We start from the raw sequence: 14949 nt of genomic DNA on the forward strand, positions 1-14949 counted from the left end.
GTGGAGTTGGCCTGAAAAAGAGAGAGCGGGGCTGACCCCGCAGCTGACTGCCGACCATACCACAGCGCCGCGCACGATAACCTGCCCCAGGTCAGAAAGCGGCGAGCTAGTCGCTGGCGAGCTTGATCCCGAGTCCGACAAACAGGGTGCCGATGCCCCGGTTGAGCCAGCGACCAAGACGCTGTGACAACCGTACCCTGTGGCTGGCATAGACGGTGGTAAAGACCAGCAGGTGACACCAGATGATGCCGCCCAGATTGAAGATGCAGCCGAGCAGGATAAAGGCGAGCGCCTTGTCGGGGGCATCCGGCGCGATGAACTGGGGCACGAAGGCGAGGAAAAAGAGCGCCACCTTGGGGTTGAGCACATTAGTCAGCACCCCTTGCCGGTAGATCTGGCCATAGGAGAGTGCAGGCAGAGTGGCTCCCCTCTCCATTGCACCTGTTGCTTGCTGGCGCAGCAGAGAGAACCCCAGATAGATGAGGTAGATGGCACCAGCCAGCTTGATAAGGGCAAACAACTCAGCCGACGCACTGAGCAGCGCCGACAGACCGAGTGCCGCCGCCAGCACATGCACCATGACGCCGGTGCCGATGCCAAGAGCCGCGGCCGAACCGGCACGCCATCCCTGCGAACCGCTGCGCAGCATGACCAGCAGGGAGTCCGGCCCCGGCATGATATTGAGCAGCAGCCCCGAGACCATAAACAGCGCCAGATCATGAATACCGAACATTACCCCTCCACTCGTAAAGAAAAACCAAACAAAAAGGGCTCCGCAGAGCCCTCTTTCCTTTCACTCTGCGGCAGCTGACTCATCATCAGCTGTCCCGCCAGCCATCAGGGCCGCAGCGCCTTGTCCGCCCGGGAGATGCCGCAGACGCCGGAGCGCACCACTTCGATGATCTCGTTGGTCTGGGCGGCAGTCTTGATGAAGGCATCCAGCTTCTCGCTGGTGCCCACCAGCTGCACCGTGTACTGCTCGGGGGTGACGTCGACGATCTGGCCACGGAAGATATCCGCCAGCCGCTTCAGCTCGTCACGGGCCCCACCGGCGGCGCGCGCCTTGACCAGCGCAATCTCCCGCTCGATATGCTCCCCTTCGCTCAAATCGCACACCTTGAGCACATCCACCAGCTTGTGCAGCTGCTTCTGGATCTGCTCCAGCACTCGCTCGTCACCCATGGTGACTATGGTCATGCGCGACAGAGTGGGATCCTCGGTCGGCGCCACCGTCAGGGTCTCGATGTTGTAGCCGCGCTGGGAGAAGAGACCCACCACGCGGCTCAGGGCGCCGGATTCGTTCTCCAGCAGAACGGAAATTATATGTCTCATCAGGTTCGCTCCGTCTTGCTCAGCCACATCTCGTCCATGGCACCAAACTTGATCTGCATCGGATAGACGTGCTCATCCGGGTCGACCGAGATATCCATGAACACCAGCCGATCCTTCATGGCGAAGGCCTTCTCCATGGCGCTCTCCAGCTCGGCCGGATCGCTTACCGCGATACCGACGTGGCCGTAGGCTTCCGCCAGTTTGACGAAGTCCGGCAGGGACTCCATGTAGGAGTGGCTGTGACGGCCGCCGTAGAACATCTTCTGCCACTGCTTGACCATGCCCAGCGCACGGTTGTTGATGGAGATGATCTTGATGGGCACCCCGTACTGCATGCAGGTCGAGAGCTCCTGAATGTTCATCTGCACCGAACCGTCGCCGGTGACGCAGCAAACCACCGCATCCGGGTTGGCAAACTGGGCCCCCATGGCGGCCGGAATACCAAAGCCCATGGTGCCGAGGCCGCCTGAGTTGATCCACTGGCGCGGTTTGGCAAACGGGTAGTAGAGCGCGGCAAACATCTGGTGCTGGCCCACGTCGGAGGCAACGAACGCCTGCCCCTGAGTCACCTTGTAGAGGCTCTCGATGACCTGTTGCGGCTTGATCTGAGTGGCCGACTTTTCGTAGGCAAGGCAGTGACGGGAGCGCCACTGATTGATCTGGCTCCACCAGTCCGCCAACGCCTCCTTGTCGTTATCGAAACCGCACTCGCGGATCACTTCCAGCATCTGCTCCAGCACGGTTTCCACCGAGCCGACGATGGGCACATGGGCCTGCACCGTCTTGGAGATGGAGGTGGGGTCGATATCGATATGGACCACGGTGGCATTGGGGCAGAACTTGGCCACGTTGTTGGTGACGCGATCATCGAAGCGAGCCCCCACGGCGAAGATAAGATCCGCGTTGTGCATGGTCTTGTTGGCTTCGAAGGTGCCGTGCATCCCCAGCATGCCGATGGATTGCGGATGGGTGCCCGGGAAGGCGCCCAGCCCCATCAGGGTGGTGGTGACCGGCAAATTCAGCAGCTCCGCCAGCTTGATCACCAGATGATCCGCATTGGCGTTGATGGCGCCGCCGCCCACGTACATCACCGGGCGCTGGGCATCCACCAGCAGCTTGGCGGCACGCTTGATCTGGCCCTTGTGGCCCGACTTGGTCGGGTTGTAGGAGCGCAGGGAGACCGTCTCGGGGTATTCGTAGGGGAATTTCTCTTTCGGGTTCTGCACATCTTTGGGCAGATCCACCACCACCGGCCCCGGGCGGCCGCTGGCGGCAATGTAGTAGGCCTTCTTGATGGCGGCCGGAATGTCGCTGGCTTTCTTGCACAGGAAGCTGTGCTTCACCACCGGGCGGGAGATACCGATCATGTCGGTCTCCTGAAACGCATCCTCACCGATCATGCTGGTCGGCACCTGACCGGAGAGGATCACCAGCGGAATGGAATCCATATAGGCGGTGGCAATACCGGTAATGCAGTTGGTCGCTCCCGGGCCCGAGGTAACCAGCACAGTCCCCACCTTGCCGGTGGAACGGGCGTAACCGTCAGCCATGTGCACCGCGGCTTGCTCGTGCCGCACCAAGACATGCTCCATCTTGCCGTTTTCGAAGAGAGCGTCATAGATGTCGAGCACTGAGCCACCAGGGTAGCCAAAGACGTGCTCAACTCCCTGATCTTCCAGCGCTCTAACCACCATCTGGGCGCCTGATAACATCTCCATGATAAAGCCCTCCAGGCTTTGCTCCGTTTAGCGAATCCCGCCGACGATGCCGTGCTTCCCGGCACAGCCCGATCCGTTTCTTGTTGTTATCTGAAGGCAGATCGGCCCAATTCAGCCCCGTCGACAGGTGAAAAAAAGGATTTTTCCGTCATTGACCCGAAAATCGGGTGAAAAACCAACTTAACCCGCCAATGAACGCTTGTCCACGGCTTTGTCGGCGGGTTCCAGTCAGACATTTCAGACTGTGCCCAGCTATAAGAGCTGCGGTAACAGAAACGGGAAGATGTCACGCAGATAGGCAGAGAATTGTGCTTGCAGGTGAAAAAATGGCAATAAAAAAGCCCGCCGACAGGGGCGGGCTTTGTGGCAGCAGAGCGATCTAGTGGTCATCTTCCGGCTCGGCCAACCAGATCTGCTGATCCGGATCGGTCTCTTCACTGACCGAGATGCTGACACCCATATCGAGCAGCTCGTGCAGGGTGAGATTGTCAGCCAGGTTCATGACTTCGCCGTTTTCATTGGTAAAGCGCATTTGCTCCATCCTCTCCTTGGTGGGATCGCCTTTCAGTCTAGTCAACCGCGCTCACTTGCGATAACCAGCAGCCAGACAAACCTTCACCACCCTCCAGCTCGCTCAGGCGATCGCTCACCTCTTCGGGAAAAAGCGTCCTCCCCCAGAGCCGACGTGACAGAGAGGAGATGCTCTCCTCGGCCCCTGCTGCCAGCCAGCTGGCCAGCTCCCGCGCCACATCGGGGTAGCAAACAGTCCCCGGCGAGGCGCTGTCGAGCCAGCTGCGCACCAGATTGGCATCGAGGCAATCCATCAGGGTCGCCAGCCCCATCATCTCCAGAGTCTTGCCGTTGGTCAGCTGCTCGAACTGGCCGCCAAGGGGCTTGACCAGCAGCTTCTTGCCGAGGCTGAGCGCCTCGGAGGCGAGCTCGAAGCCGGCATTGGAGATGACGCCGCGACAACCGGCCAGCACATTGAGAAAAGCGGGGCGCGAGGGGGGCTCAAAGCGCAGGTTGCGCCACTGGCTGGGGCTGCGAATGGCTGGGTGAAAGCAGACAAAGCGCTGCTGGCCAAAGCGGGACAACAGGGCGGCGATCGCCTCGGTCTGCTCGAACGGCAGATAAACCAGGATCTCTCCGTTATCAGGCATCACACGAACAGGATCGATCACCGGTGGCAAAATCGGCTGGCCGAAGTGAAACCAGTGCAGCCCGAGCGGCTGATTGACCGGCGCAAAGTGTCGCATCAGCTGGCGACTCAAGCCATCTTCACCCCAGCGGGGGATCGGCCAGTTGAAGCTGGCCTGATGACTGACGGTAAGGCTCGGGATGCCACAGCGGCGGGCGGCGTGGGCCGTTAACGGCTCAAAATCACTCACTACAAGGTCATAACCGCTGCAGTCAAGCCTTTGCAGATCCCGCCAGAAGACGAGCGGCGACGCCGCCTGCAGGGTACGCCACGGCGAGACCCGCCCCTCATGGCTGACAAAAGTGAGCCCGGCAAAGGTGCGGTACTCCCCGAACTCCTCCATATCGAAGTAGCGGTCAGCGGGTCGCCCGCTGAAGAGATAATCCACCTCGACCCCGGCCGCTCGCAGCGCCCTGGCCAAGGTGCGGCTGCGGCTGATATGGCCGTTGCCGGTGCCTTGCACGCCAAACAGTATCTTCATCCCTGACTCCAGCAGAGGGCCATCAGGGCGCAGGCGCCACCCAGCAGGGCGCCTGCCACCAGATCGCTCAGGTAGTGAACCCCGAGCAACAGCCGGGATGCCCCCACCAGCGCCGCCCAGCCAAACAGCAGCGGTGCCCAGAGCGGAAAACCGGTCGCCAGTATGGTGGCCATCAAGAAGGCGGCTGCGGTATGGCCTGAGGGAAGGCTGTAACGATCGGAGGGGGTGATAAAGACCGGCAAGCCGACTGGCCGTTGCCGTTTCAGGCTATTTTTCAGCAGCAGATAGAGCGGCAGTTCGATGGCAAAGGCGAGCAGCGCCAGCTTCACCAGCTCGCGTTCACTCTCCCCCTGCCACCAGAGCAGGGCGGCCAACACGGCGTAAAGCGGGCCGTCACCGGTACGGGAGACAAGGCGACTCACCCTGGCTTGCTGCCGGCTGTAGGTGTGCAGCAGACAGACCCGGCATACCTGCAGGTCCCATTGCTGGATCTTGTTCATAACCCCTCCTTCCCCGAGATCTCGTTGCAGAGTAGGGAGGCGGGATGACAGGGTGTTGAACGGGGGATAACAGATTTATGAAAAAAAGGGCCAAACGGCCCCTTTTTAATCGATGGGTTGTGCGGTTATCAGTGATTGCCGCGCAAGCCGGTCTCCATCAGGCGGCAGTTGTGATCCGCCAGACGAGCCATGAACTGTTCGTCCACTTTCAGGCCAAATACCTGTTCGTAAAGATCTTTCATCACGAACGGCTGCCACATCATGCTGAGGAAGGAGATCTTCAGCATCTCGGGGTCCAGATTGTCACCCAGCTCGCCGTTGGTTTTCATGGTTTCCAGCAAGGCGTCAAACTGCGGCAGTTGACGCTCCAGCAGGCGGCTCAGCACAAAATCCCGACCCGGGCTCTTCTCGGTCGACAATGCGCTGGAGATAGCGGAGGTCAGCTCGCTATTGGGCGCCATCACCTGATAGTAGGTGTTGAGCAGCTCGTTGAGGCTGTGGTTGCTGTGTTCATCTTGCCAGGCATGGTCAAGCGGCTCGGCCACATCACCCAGTACCGCCTTGTAAAGACCCTCTTTACTGCCGAAGTAGTAGTGGATCATCGCCAAGTTGGAGCCAGCCAGCTCCGCGATTTCGCGTGTAGTTACCTTGCTATAGGGAGTATTGAGAAAACGCTCACGGGCGGCAGCAAGCAACTTGTCACGAATGTCAGAACGTCCGACCGGACGACCTGGTCTACGTTTTTCCATTTAACACCTCAGAAAATTCAGCCAATGCTGATAAGTCGATCTGGTTGTGCAGAGATAGAGAGCACAGCAGGAATGACCAGATAATCCGTCATGAGCCGAATATGGGACAAGGAAATTTGCAATCCTTTACAATCCGATTAAATATCTCAGCAGATTTCCCCTGACTGCGCGTGTTGACACAGCATAAAAATCTCGATATTGGTAAAGGCGTTATCGACTGCAAGGACAACAACGTCATGCGTATTGCCGCCCCGCTACTACTAATCTCCCTAATCGCGTTAACTCGCGCGGGATCCTTGTAGCCGGGCTAAGGCATAGCCGGAATTTACAAAAACCCGTGCACCCTGCACGGGTTTTTTTATGCCGCCGCAGGATGCACGTCACCGAACTTAGGAAGAGGGAAGTCACATGTCAGATCGGGTCATCATATTCGATACTACCTTGCGTGATGGTGAGCAGGCCCTGGCGGCCAGTTTGACAGTCAAGGAGAAGCTGCAGATTGCCCAGGCGCTGGAGCGGCTCGGTGTCGACGTCATGGAGGTAGGCTTCCCGGTCTCCTCTCCCGGCGATTTTCACTCGGTGCAGACCATCGCCCGCCACATCAAGAACAGCCGAGTCTGTGCCCTGGCCCGCGCCCTGGCCAAGGATATCGACGCCGCCGGTGAGGCCTTGCGGGTTGCCGACGCCTTTCGTATCCACACCTTCATCTCCACCTCCTCCATCCATGTGGAGAGCAAGCTGAAAAAGAGCTTCGAGGATGTGCTGGAGATGGGCACCAGCGCCATCAAGCATGCGCTGCGCTACACCGACGATGTGGAGTTCTCCTGCGAGGATGCGGGCCGCACCCCCATCGATAACCTCTGCCGCATGGTGGAGGCCGCCATCAAGGCGGGCGCCCGCACTATCAATATTCCGGATACCGTGGGCTACACGGTGCCGACCGAATTCTCCGGCATCATCCATACCCTGTTCAACCGGGTGCCAAACATCGACAAGGCCATCATCTCAGTCCACTGCCACGACGACCTTGGCCTCTCGGTAGCCAACTCCATCGGCGCGGTGCAGATGGGGGCTCGCCAGATCGAGTGCACCATCAACGGCATCGGCGAGCGGGCGGGCAACTGCTCGCTGGAAGAGGTGGCGATGATCCTGAAGACCCGCGCCGATCTGCTCGGGGTGCACACCAACATCCGTCACAGCGAAATTCATCGCACCAGCACCCTCGTCAGCCAGCTCTGCAACATGCCGGTGCAGCCCAACAAGGCGATCGTCGGAGCCAACGCCTTCTCCCACAGCTCCGGCATCCATCAAGATGGCGTGCTCAAAGCGAAAAATACCTATGAAATCATCACCCCCGAGAGCATTGGCCTGACCCAGAACAACCTCAACATGACCTCCCGCTCCGGTCGCCACGTCATCAAACACCGGATGGAGTCCATGGGCTACGCCGAGAGCAGCTACGACCTCGACCATCTCTACGCCAAGTTCCTCACTCTGGCCGACAAGAAAGGTCAGGTGTTTGACTACGACCTCGAAGCGCTCGCCTTCTTCAGCCAGATCCACGAGGAGCCGGAGCACTTCAAGCTGGAGTACCTCGGCGTGCAGAGTGGCAGCTCGGTGATGGCGACCGCCTCGGTCAAGCTCAAGGTGGGTGGCGAGCTGGTCAGTGAGGCCGCCACCGGCAACGGCCCGGTGGATGCGGTCTACCAATGTATCAATCGCATCACCGGCTACGAGATCCGCATCGACAAATATGCCCTCAAGAGCAAGGGCGAAGGGGAAGATGCCCTCGGTCAGGTCGATATCGTCGCCGAATACAAAGGCCGCAAATTCCACGGCATGGGGCTGGCCACCGACATCATCGAATCCTCAGCCCATGCCCTGCTGCATGTGATCAACAGCATCTGGCGCGCCGATCAGGTGGCCGAGCAGATGGAACGCAATAACACAATCAAGACGGAGACAGTATGAGCAGTTATCGGATCGCAGTATTGCCGGGTGACGGCATTGGCCCGGAAGTGATGGCCGAGGCCGTCAAGGTGCTGGAGAAGGTGCAGGCCAAGTTCGGTTTCGCCCTCGAGTATGATCGCCATGACGTGGGCGGCATCGCCATCGACAACCATGGCACCCCGCTGCCGCAGAGCACCATCGCTGGTTGCGAAGCATCCGATGCCGTGCTGTTCGGTTCGGTCGGCGGCCCGAAATGGGAACATCTGCCACCCAACGAGCAACCGGAGCGCGGTGCCCTGCTGCCCCTGCGCGCTCACTTCAAACTGTTCTGCAACCTGCGCCCAGCCCGCATCTACACCGGTCTGGAGCAGTTCTCGCCCCTGCGCGCCGATATCTCCGATCGCGGTTTTGACATCGCCTGTGTGCGCGAGCTGACCGGTGGCATCTACTTCGGCCAGCCCAAAGGGCGCGAGGGAGAAGGAGCGAACGAGAAGGCGTTCGATACCGAGGTGTACCACCGCTTCGAAATCGAGCGCATCGCCAAGATCGCCTTCGAGTCGGCTCGTGTGCGCCGTGGCAAGGTCACCTCCATCGACAAGGCCAACGTACTCGCCTCCTCCATTCTGTGGCGCGAGGTGGTGACGCAAGTCGCCAAGGATTATCCCGACGTCGAACTGAACCATATGTACATCGACAACGCGACCATGCAGCTCATCAAGGATCCGTCCCAGTTCGACGTGCTGCTCTGCTCCAACCTGTTTGGTGACATCCTCTCCGACGAGTGCGCCATGATCACCGGCTCCATGGGGCTGCTCCCCTCTGCCAGCCTCAACGAATCAGGTTTCGGCTTGTTCGAACCGGCCGGCGGCTCGGCCCCGGATATCGCCGGCAAAGGGATAGCCAACCCCATCGCCCAGATCCTCTCCGCCGCCCTGATGCTGCGCTACAGCCTGGGTCAGGAAGCTGCCGCCCAGGCCATCGAGCAGGCCGTGGCCCAGACCCTGGCCGAAGGTTACTTCACCGCCGACCTGCATCAGGCCAGCGCCCGCCATCCGGTGCAGAGCACAACCACCATGGGCGACCAGATCGCCGCCCGGATCTGAGCTGAAGAACAGATAACAAGGAAGAGAGAAGCAATGGCCAAGACCCTCTATCAGAAAGTATTCGACGCCCATGTGGTACGAGAAGTGGAAGGCGAAACGCCCCTCATCTACATCGACCGCCATCTGGTACATGAAGTGACCAGCCCGCAGGCATTTGACGGCCTGCGCGCCATGAACCGCCAACTGCGCCGCCCGGATCTGACTTGGGCCACCATGGATCACAACGTCTCCACCACCACCAAGGACATCGCGGCCTCCGGCGAGATGGCCCGTATCCAGATGGAGACGCTGGCCGCCAACTGCAAAGAGTTCGGGGTTCGCCTCTACGATCTCAACCACAAATATCAGGGGATCGTCCATGTGATGAGCCCCGAGCTCGGCATCACCCTGCCCGGCACTACCATCGTCTGCGGCGACTCCCACACCGCCACCCACGGCGCCTTCGGCTCGCTGGCCTTCGGCATCGGCACTTCCGAAGTGGAACATGTGATGGCCACCCAGACCCTGAAACAGGGCCGCGCCAAGACCATGCGGATTTCGGTCAACGGCAAGCTGGCCGAGGGGATCAGCGCCAAGGACGTGGTGCTGGCCATTATCGGCAAGGTTGGCCACGCCGGTGGTACTGGCTACGTGGTGGAGTTCGCTGGCGAAGCCATCGAAGGGCTCACCATGGAAGGGCGGATGACGGTGTGCAACATGGCCATCGAACTGGGCGCCAAGGCGGGAATGATCGCCCCCGACCAGACCACCATCGACTACATCCGTGGCAAGGAGTTTGCCCCCAAGGGCGAGGCGCTGGAGCGGGCCATCGCCTACTGGCAGAGCCTCAAGAGCGACGACGATGCCAAGTTTGATGCAGAAGTGGTGCTGGATGCCGTCGACATCGCCCCGCAGGTCACCTGGGGCACCAACCCGGGTCAGGTTATTGCCGTGGGTGACCCCATTCCGGCGCCAGAGTCGTTTGCTGATCTGATGGAGCAGCAGTCCGCCCGCAAGGCACTCGCCTACATGGATTTGCAACCGGGCCAGAAGCTCTCCGATGTCGCCATCGACAAGGTATTTATCGGTTCCTGCACCAACAGCCGCATCGAGGATCTGCGCGCCGCAGCCGCCATCGCCCGCGGTCGCAAGGTCGCCGCTGGCGTGCAGGCGCTGGTGGTGCCGGGCTCCGAGCAGGTGAAGGCACAGGCCGAAGCCGAGGGGCTCGACAAGATCTTCATCGAGGCCGGTTTTGAGTGGCGCCTGCCCGGCTGCTCCATGTGTCTGGCCATGAACAACGACCGGCTGCAACCGGGAGAGCGCTGCGCCTCCACCAGTAACCGCAACTTCGAAGGGCGTCAGGGCCGTGCTGGCCGCACTCATCTGGTGAGCCCGGCCATGGCCGCCGCCGCCGCCGTCACCGGCCACTTCGCCGACATTCGCGCACTGTAAGAGGAAACAGCGATGACAGGATTCAAACAGCATAAAGGGATCGTCGTCCCCCTCGACAGCGCCAACGTCGACACCGACGCCATCATTCCCAAGCAGTTTTTGCAGAAGGTCAACCGTATCGGTTTTGGCAAGCACCTGTTCCACGACTGGCGCTTCCTCGACGATGCCGGCCAGCAGCCCAACCCCGAGTTTGTGCTCAACCAGCCGCAATTCGCCGGTGCCAGTATCCTGCTGGCCCGCGAGAACTTCGGCTGCGGGTCGAGTCGCGAGCACGCCCCCTGGGCGCTGGCCGACTACGGCTTCAAGACCATCATAGCCCCGAGCTTTGCCGACATCTTCTACGGCAACGCCATCAACAATGGCATGGTACCGGTGCGCCTGAAAGAGGAGGAGGTCGAGGCCCTGTTCCAACTGGTTGCCAGCCAGCCGGGCATCGAGCTCGAAGTGGATCTGGAGGCCAATCAGGTGCGCGCCGGTGAGCTCAGCTTCGGTTTCGAGATCGACGAGTTCCGCCGTTACTGCCTGCTCAACGGACTGGATGCCATCGGCCTGACCCTGCAGCACGAGGCTGCCATCAGCGCTTTTGAAGCGAAGCAGCCGAGCTGGATTTAACGCGCCAGTTGCAAAAAAACGAGTAGAATCAACAGGGAGCTTCGGCTCCCTCTTTTGTTTCCGGTAATGCACTTCACCAAACAGGCCAGGGATGCGGCCTCAAGACAGGATAAGGACGATGAAGAGAACGACGGCGATACTTTTGTTCTGCACTTTGCTGGCGCTGCCGGTTGCAGCCGCCCAGACCTACTTCACCAACAGCCTCGGCCAGATCAACGTCGGCTGGCAAGATAGCGCAGGCAAACCCCGCCAGCTCACCTATCGGCTGGAGCAAGGCAAGCTTCCCCCCCTTATCGCCTATCGTCCGGCACGGATGGAGGAGGAGGTACTGCAAACCCTGCTGCGCGGGGTACGCGAGAACTACCCCGAGGTGCAGTTCACCCTCTCCCGCCCCTCCCTCGAACTGCATCTGAAAAGTCACAATCAGGATAAAGCCAAAGAGGCCATGGCCTGGCTGGAAGCGCAACGGGGCAAAGAGGAGCAGGCGTGGCTGACCAAACACTACTTCCAGTACTTCACGCCACCGGATGGCCAGCTGGCGGTGAAGCAGGACCATGTTCGCATTGCGTTGGAGAGCCGCAGCACGGTGGCGCCGCTGGCTGAGCAGTTGAAACAGCAGGGGGGCAGCGAGCCGGAAGCGCGCCAGAAAACCGTGGCCGAGATGCTCGCCTTTATCCAGAGCATCCCCTACCAGCAGCTGGACAGTCTGAACGGACGGCAGGGCAAGGGGTTTCTCACTCCCCGTCAGGTGCTGGAACAGAACCGCGGCGATTGCGACAGCAAGGTGACCCTGATGGCCGCCCTGCTGGCCCAGCTCTTTCCCGAATTGAAACAGGCCATGGTCTTTATCCCGGGCCACGCGATGCTGGCGGTCGACCTGCCTGCCAAACCGGGTGATGCCACCATCAGCTGGCAGGGACAATCCTATCTGCTGCTCGAACCTACCGGCCCTGCCGCATTACCGGCTGGCCAAATAGCATCGACCAGCAAAACGCTGGTCGATGGCAAGCAGTTGAGTGTACAACCGGTTCAGCCCAAAGGCTGAAACTCTACCGCCAGCAGCAATCCGGTCTCCTCCTCCAACACCCGAATGATCCGGGCATGGGCTTCGAAAGGTGGAAGCAGGTTGTTGTTGGTTGCGAGGCTGATCCGGATCGGCTGGGTTGTATCAAGCTGGTGTTCCGCCACCGAGATCCCCATGCCGTTGGCACTGAGATCCCGACAGATGCCCTCCAGTACCTGATGCTGCTGATAGACGGTAACCGGAGCATTGATGACCATACGTGCAAAGGCACGTCTTTCCTTGGTACTGGTAAGCACGCGAAGATCCTCTGTTGAGTGGGAATCATCTCATGGGCAGCGCACAATTGTGCTGGTCTACCCAAAAGAACGTTAATACAATGCGGTGCGTTTCTCAAACGGGGTGCGGTTTACCGCTGAGATTATACCCGTGAACCTGATCCAGATAATGCTGGCGGAGGAATTTGAGGCACGGCGCTCATTTTTTGCGCCCTCATCCGCTGGCACCTCATAATGGAGTGCCCTTGATGAAAACCCTGCTGCTGGTCGCCACCAGCCTGCTCTCGGCTCAGGCTTTCGCCGCCGACACCCTCACCGTCTACACCTACAGCTCCTTCACTGCCGACTGGGGGCCCGGTCCCAAGATCAAGCAAGCCTTCGAGAAGGAGTGCGGCTGTACCCTCAATCTGGTTCCCCTCGAAGATGGCGTCGCCATCCTCAACCGGCTGCGACTGGAGGGCAACCACAGCAAGGCCGACCTGGTGCTGGGGCTGGATGATGCACTCATCAGTGAAGCCAAGCAGAGCGGCCTGTTCGCCCCCCATCCCGCCAAGCTGGATGGCATCAAGGTGCCGGGTGGCTGGCAGGATGACACCTTTGTCCCCTACGACTACGGCTACTTCGCCTTCGTCTACGACAAGGAGAAGCTCAAACAGCCGCCCAAGAGCCTGAAAGAGCTGGTGGAACGCCCTGATCTCAAGGTGATCTATCAGGACCCCCGTACCTCTACCCCGGGACAGGGGCTGATGCTGTGGATGAAGTCTGTCTATGGTGACAAGGCTCCTGAAGCCTGGGCCAAGCTGGCCAAGAAGACGGTCACCGTCACCAAGGGGTGGTCCGAGGCCTATGGCATGTTCCTCGATGGCGAGGCGGACATGGTGCTCTCCTACACAACCTCCCCCGCTTACCACCTGATTGCCGAGAACAAGCCTCAGTATCAGGCTGCCGCCTTCGAGGAGGGTCACTACCGTCAGGTGGAAGTGGCCGCCAAGCTGAAGAGCGCCAAACAGGAGAAGCTGGCTGACCAGTTCCTGCAATTTATGGTGAGCCCCGCCTTCCAGAGCGAGATCCCGACCGGCAACTGGATGTATCCGGTGATCGACACGCCACTGCCCAAGGGCTTCGAGCAGATGATCACCGTAGCCAAGCCGCTCGCCTTCAGTGCCGATGAGGTGGCCGCCAATCGCAAAGGGTGGATCCGCGAATGGCTGCAAGCCGTCGCCCAGTGAGCCAGCTCGCTCTGAAGCAACAGGATCGCCCCCTCTGGTGGCTGCCGGGCAGTGCAGCCACCCTGCTGATCCTGCTGTTGTCTCTCGGGCCGCTGGCGGCCCTGCTGTGGCAGGCCGGTTCACTGGCGCCGCGCACTTTGCTGGCAGACCCCTATCTGCGCCATGTGCTGGGCTTCAGCCTCTGGCAGGCGCTGCTCTCCACCCTGCTGAGCCTGGGGCTCGCCATTCCGGTGGCCCGCGCGCTGGCTCGGCGCCGCTTCATTGGCCGAACCCTGCTGATCAAGCTGTTCGGTCTCTCGCTGGTACTGCCGGTCATCATCGCCATCTTCGGCATCGTGGCGGTTCATGGCAAACAGGGGTGGCTACCGCAACTGCTGCGCAGCTTGGGGCTGGATCCCGGCAACTATCTCTACGGCCTGTTCGGCATTCTGCTGGCCCATGTCTTCTTCAACATGCCGCTGGCGGCACGTCTCATCCTGCAGAGCATCGAGAGTATCCCCGAATCGAGCTGGCGCCTCGCCAGCCAGCTCGGCATGCGCTCATCCCATATCTTCCGGCTGCTGGAGTGGCCGCTCATTCGCGGCATATTGCCCGGGCTGGCCAGCCTCATCTTTATGCTCTGCTTCACCAGCTTCACTACCGTGCTGGCGCTGGGCGGTGGCCCCAAATCGACCACCCTGGAGGTGGCTGTCTATCAGGCGCTGCGCTTTGACTTCGATCTCGCCACCGCTGGCGGATTGGCGCTGGTGCAGCTCATCCTGACCGCCACCCTGCTGCTCCTGCAGCACAAGCTGCAAACTACGCCAGCCAGTCGGGTGACACCCCGTCGTCCCTGTCTGCGGCCGGATCGCCATCAGCCGGGCACGGCTGTGGTGGATCTCTTCTCGCTCTGCATCGGTCTCGCCATCTTTCTGCCGCCGCTGCTGGCCATCGTCGTCGCCGGCCTCCACCCCGGCCTGCTGACTGCGCTCACTTCCGCCAAGCTGTGGCAGGCGAGCGGTCAGTCGCTGTTGATTGCATTGGCAGCCGGTGCCTTGGCCACCCTGCTCGGCGGCGCGCTGCTGCTCACCAGCCGTCATCTGCGGGTACGGGCTCGCAAGCGACGGGCTGCAGCCCTGTGGGAGGCCAGCGGCTCGGTGATCCTGATGATCCCGGCCGTGGTGCTCTCTACCGGTCTCTTCATTCTGTTTATGCCCTTTGCCGACGTGTTCGCCCTCGGCCCCTGGCTGGTGGTGCTGGTCAACGCCCTGATGGCGCTACCCTATGTGCTGCGCACCCTCTCCGCCCCCATGCAGCTGGTGGTGCGCCAGTATGACCGGCTGGCGGACAGTCTGGGGGTACGTGGCC

General features: G+C 60.7%; 15 protein-coding genes and 1 riboswitch. Of the genes, 7 read left to right on the forward strand and 8 right to left on the reverse strand.

Annotated elements, in window-relative coordinates; genetic code table 11:
- Positions 1-106: 106 nt before the first annotated feature.
- The 7 genes from AACS24_RS00350 to AACS24_RS00380 all read right to left on the reverse strand — a co-directional run bounded on the left by AACS24_RS00350 (position 107) and on the right by AACS24_RS00380 (position 5978).
- Positions 107-733, reverse strand: a complete 627-nt coding sequence (locus tag AACS24_RS00350; RefSeq protein ID WP_108572038.1) for a LysE family translocator — start codon at positions 731-733, stop codon at positions 107-109.
- 104 nt (positions 734-837) lie between these two features.
- Complete coding sequence (gene ilvN, locus AACS24_RS00355; RefSeq protein ID WP_005311605.1) at positions 838-1332, reverse strand: acetolactate synthase small subunit; 495 nt, start codon at positions 1330-1332, stop codon at positions 838-840.
- A complete protein-coding gene (locus tag AACS24_RS00360) occupies positions 1332-3050 on the reverse strand; it encodes an acetolactate synthase 3 large subunit (protein ID WP_108572039.1) in 1719 nt (572 codons plus the stop codon). Before AACS24_RS00360 ends, ilvN begins: the two co-directional genes overlap by 1 nt.
- A gap of 379 nt (positions 3051-3429) precedes the next feature.
- Positions 3430-3582, reverse strand: coding sequence for a hypothetical protein (locus AACS24_RS00365; protein ID WP_104015791.1), 153 nt, complete (start codon positions 3580-3582; stop codon positions 3430-3432).
- Between the two features lie 37 nt (positions 3583-3619).
- Positions 3620-4729: an MJ1255/VC2487 family glycosyltransferase gene (locus AACS24_RS00370; RefSeq protein WP_108572040.1), complete on the reverse strand. Its 1110-nt coding sequence runs from the start codon at positions 4727-4729 to the stop codon at positions 3620-3622.
- Positions 4726-5229 (reverse strand): phosphatase PAP2 family protein, encoded by a 504-nt coding sequence (locus tag AACS24_RS00375; protein ID WP_108572041.1) that lies wholly within the window; start codon positions 5227-5229, stop codon positions 4726-4728. The genes AACS24_RS00370 and AACS24_RS00375 overlap by 4 nt, the downstream gene beginning before the upstream one ends.
- Before the next feature lie 128 nt (positions 5230-5357).
- The gene (locus tag AACS24_RS00380; RefSeq protein WP_033114941.1) at positions 5358-5978 is read right to left on the reverse strand and encodes a TetR/AcrR family transcriptional regulator; all 621 of its coding nucleotides are present in this window, start codon (positions 5976-5978) and stop codon (positions 5358-5360) included.
- Positions 5979-6386: 408 nt separating this feature from the next.
- Between AACS24_RS00380 and leuA the strand changes: the two genes are divergently transcribed.
- The 5 genes from leuA to AACS24_RS00405 all read left to right on the forward strand — a co-directional run bounded on the left by leuA (position 6387) and on the right by AACS24_RS00405 (position 12119).
- Complete coding sequence (gene leuA / locus AACS24_RS00385) at positions 6387-7949, forward strand: 2-isopropylmalate synthase (RefSeq protein ID WP_108572042.1); 1563 nt, start codon at positions 6387-6389, stop codon at positions 7947-7949.
- Positions 7946-9031, forward strand: coding sequence for a 3-isopropylmalate dehydrogenase (leuB, locus tag AACS24_RS00390; RefSeq protein ID WP_108572043.1), 1086 nt, complete (start codon positions 7946-7948; stop codon positions 9029-9031). The genes leuA and leuB overlap by 4 nt, the downstream gene beginning before the upstream one ends.
- Before the next feature lie 33 nt (positions 9032-9064).
- On the forward strand, positions 9065-10462 hold the full coding sequence (gene leuC, locus AACS24_RS00395; protein WP_108572044.1) for a 3-isopropylmalate dehydratase large subunit: 1398 nt from the start codon (positions 9065-9067) through the stop codon (positions 10460-10462).
- A 12-nt stretch (positions 10463-10474) separates the two neighbouring features.
- Positions 10475-11074: a 3-isopropylmalate dehydratase small subunit gene (gene leuD, locus AACS24_RS00400; RefSeq protein WP_108572045.1), complete on the forward strand. Its 600-nt coding sequence runs from the start codon at positions 10475-10477 to the stop codon at positions 11072-11074.
- A gap of 118 nt (positions 11075-11192) precedes the next feature.
- The gene (locus AACS24_RS00405) at positions 11193-12119 is read left to right on the forward strand and encodes a hypothetical protein (RefSeq protein WP_108572046.1); all 927 of its coding nucleotides are present in this window, start codon (positions 11193-11195) and stop codon (positions 12117-12119) included.
- On the opposite strand, the gene AACS24_RS00410 is transcribed toward AACS24_RS00405, so the two are convergent.
- Positions 12104-12394 carry a PilZ domain-containing protein gene (locus AACS24_RS00410; RefSeq protein WP_041210374.1) on the reverse strand — a complete coding sequence of 97 codons (291 nt, stop codon included), beginning with the start codon at positions 12392-12394 and terminating at the stop codon, positions 12104-12106. The two genes, AACS24_RS00405 and AACS24_RS00410, sit on opposite strands and share 16 nt — an antisense overlap.
- Positions 12395-12483: 89 nt before the next feature.
- Positions 12484-12574, forward strand: a riboswitch (TPP riboswitch).
- A 47-nt stretch (positions 12575-12621) separates the two neighbouring features.
- On the opposite strand from AACS24_RS00410, the gene thiB reads away from it, so the two are divergent.
- The gene (gene thiB / locus AACS24_RS00415) at positions 12622-13602 is read left to right on the forward strand and encodes a thiamine ABC transporter substrate binding subunit (protein WP_108572047.1); all 981 of its coding nucleotides are present in this window, start codon (positions 12622-12624) and stop codon (positions 13600-13602) included.
- Positions 13578-14949: thiamine/thiamine pyrophosphate ABC transporter permease (thiP, locus tag AACS24_RS00420; protein WP_375124434.1), on the forward strand; the 1372-nt coding region annotated here is incomplete at its 3' end. The genes thiB and thiP, both read left to right, overlap by 25 nt.

Source organism: Aeromonas sp. HMWF016 (assembly GCF_963878195.1).
GTDB classification, from domain to species: Bacteria; Pseudomonadota; Gammaproteobacteria; order Enterobacterales; family Aeromonadaceae; genus Aeromonas; species Aeromonas lacus.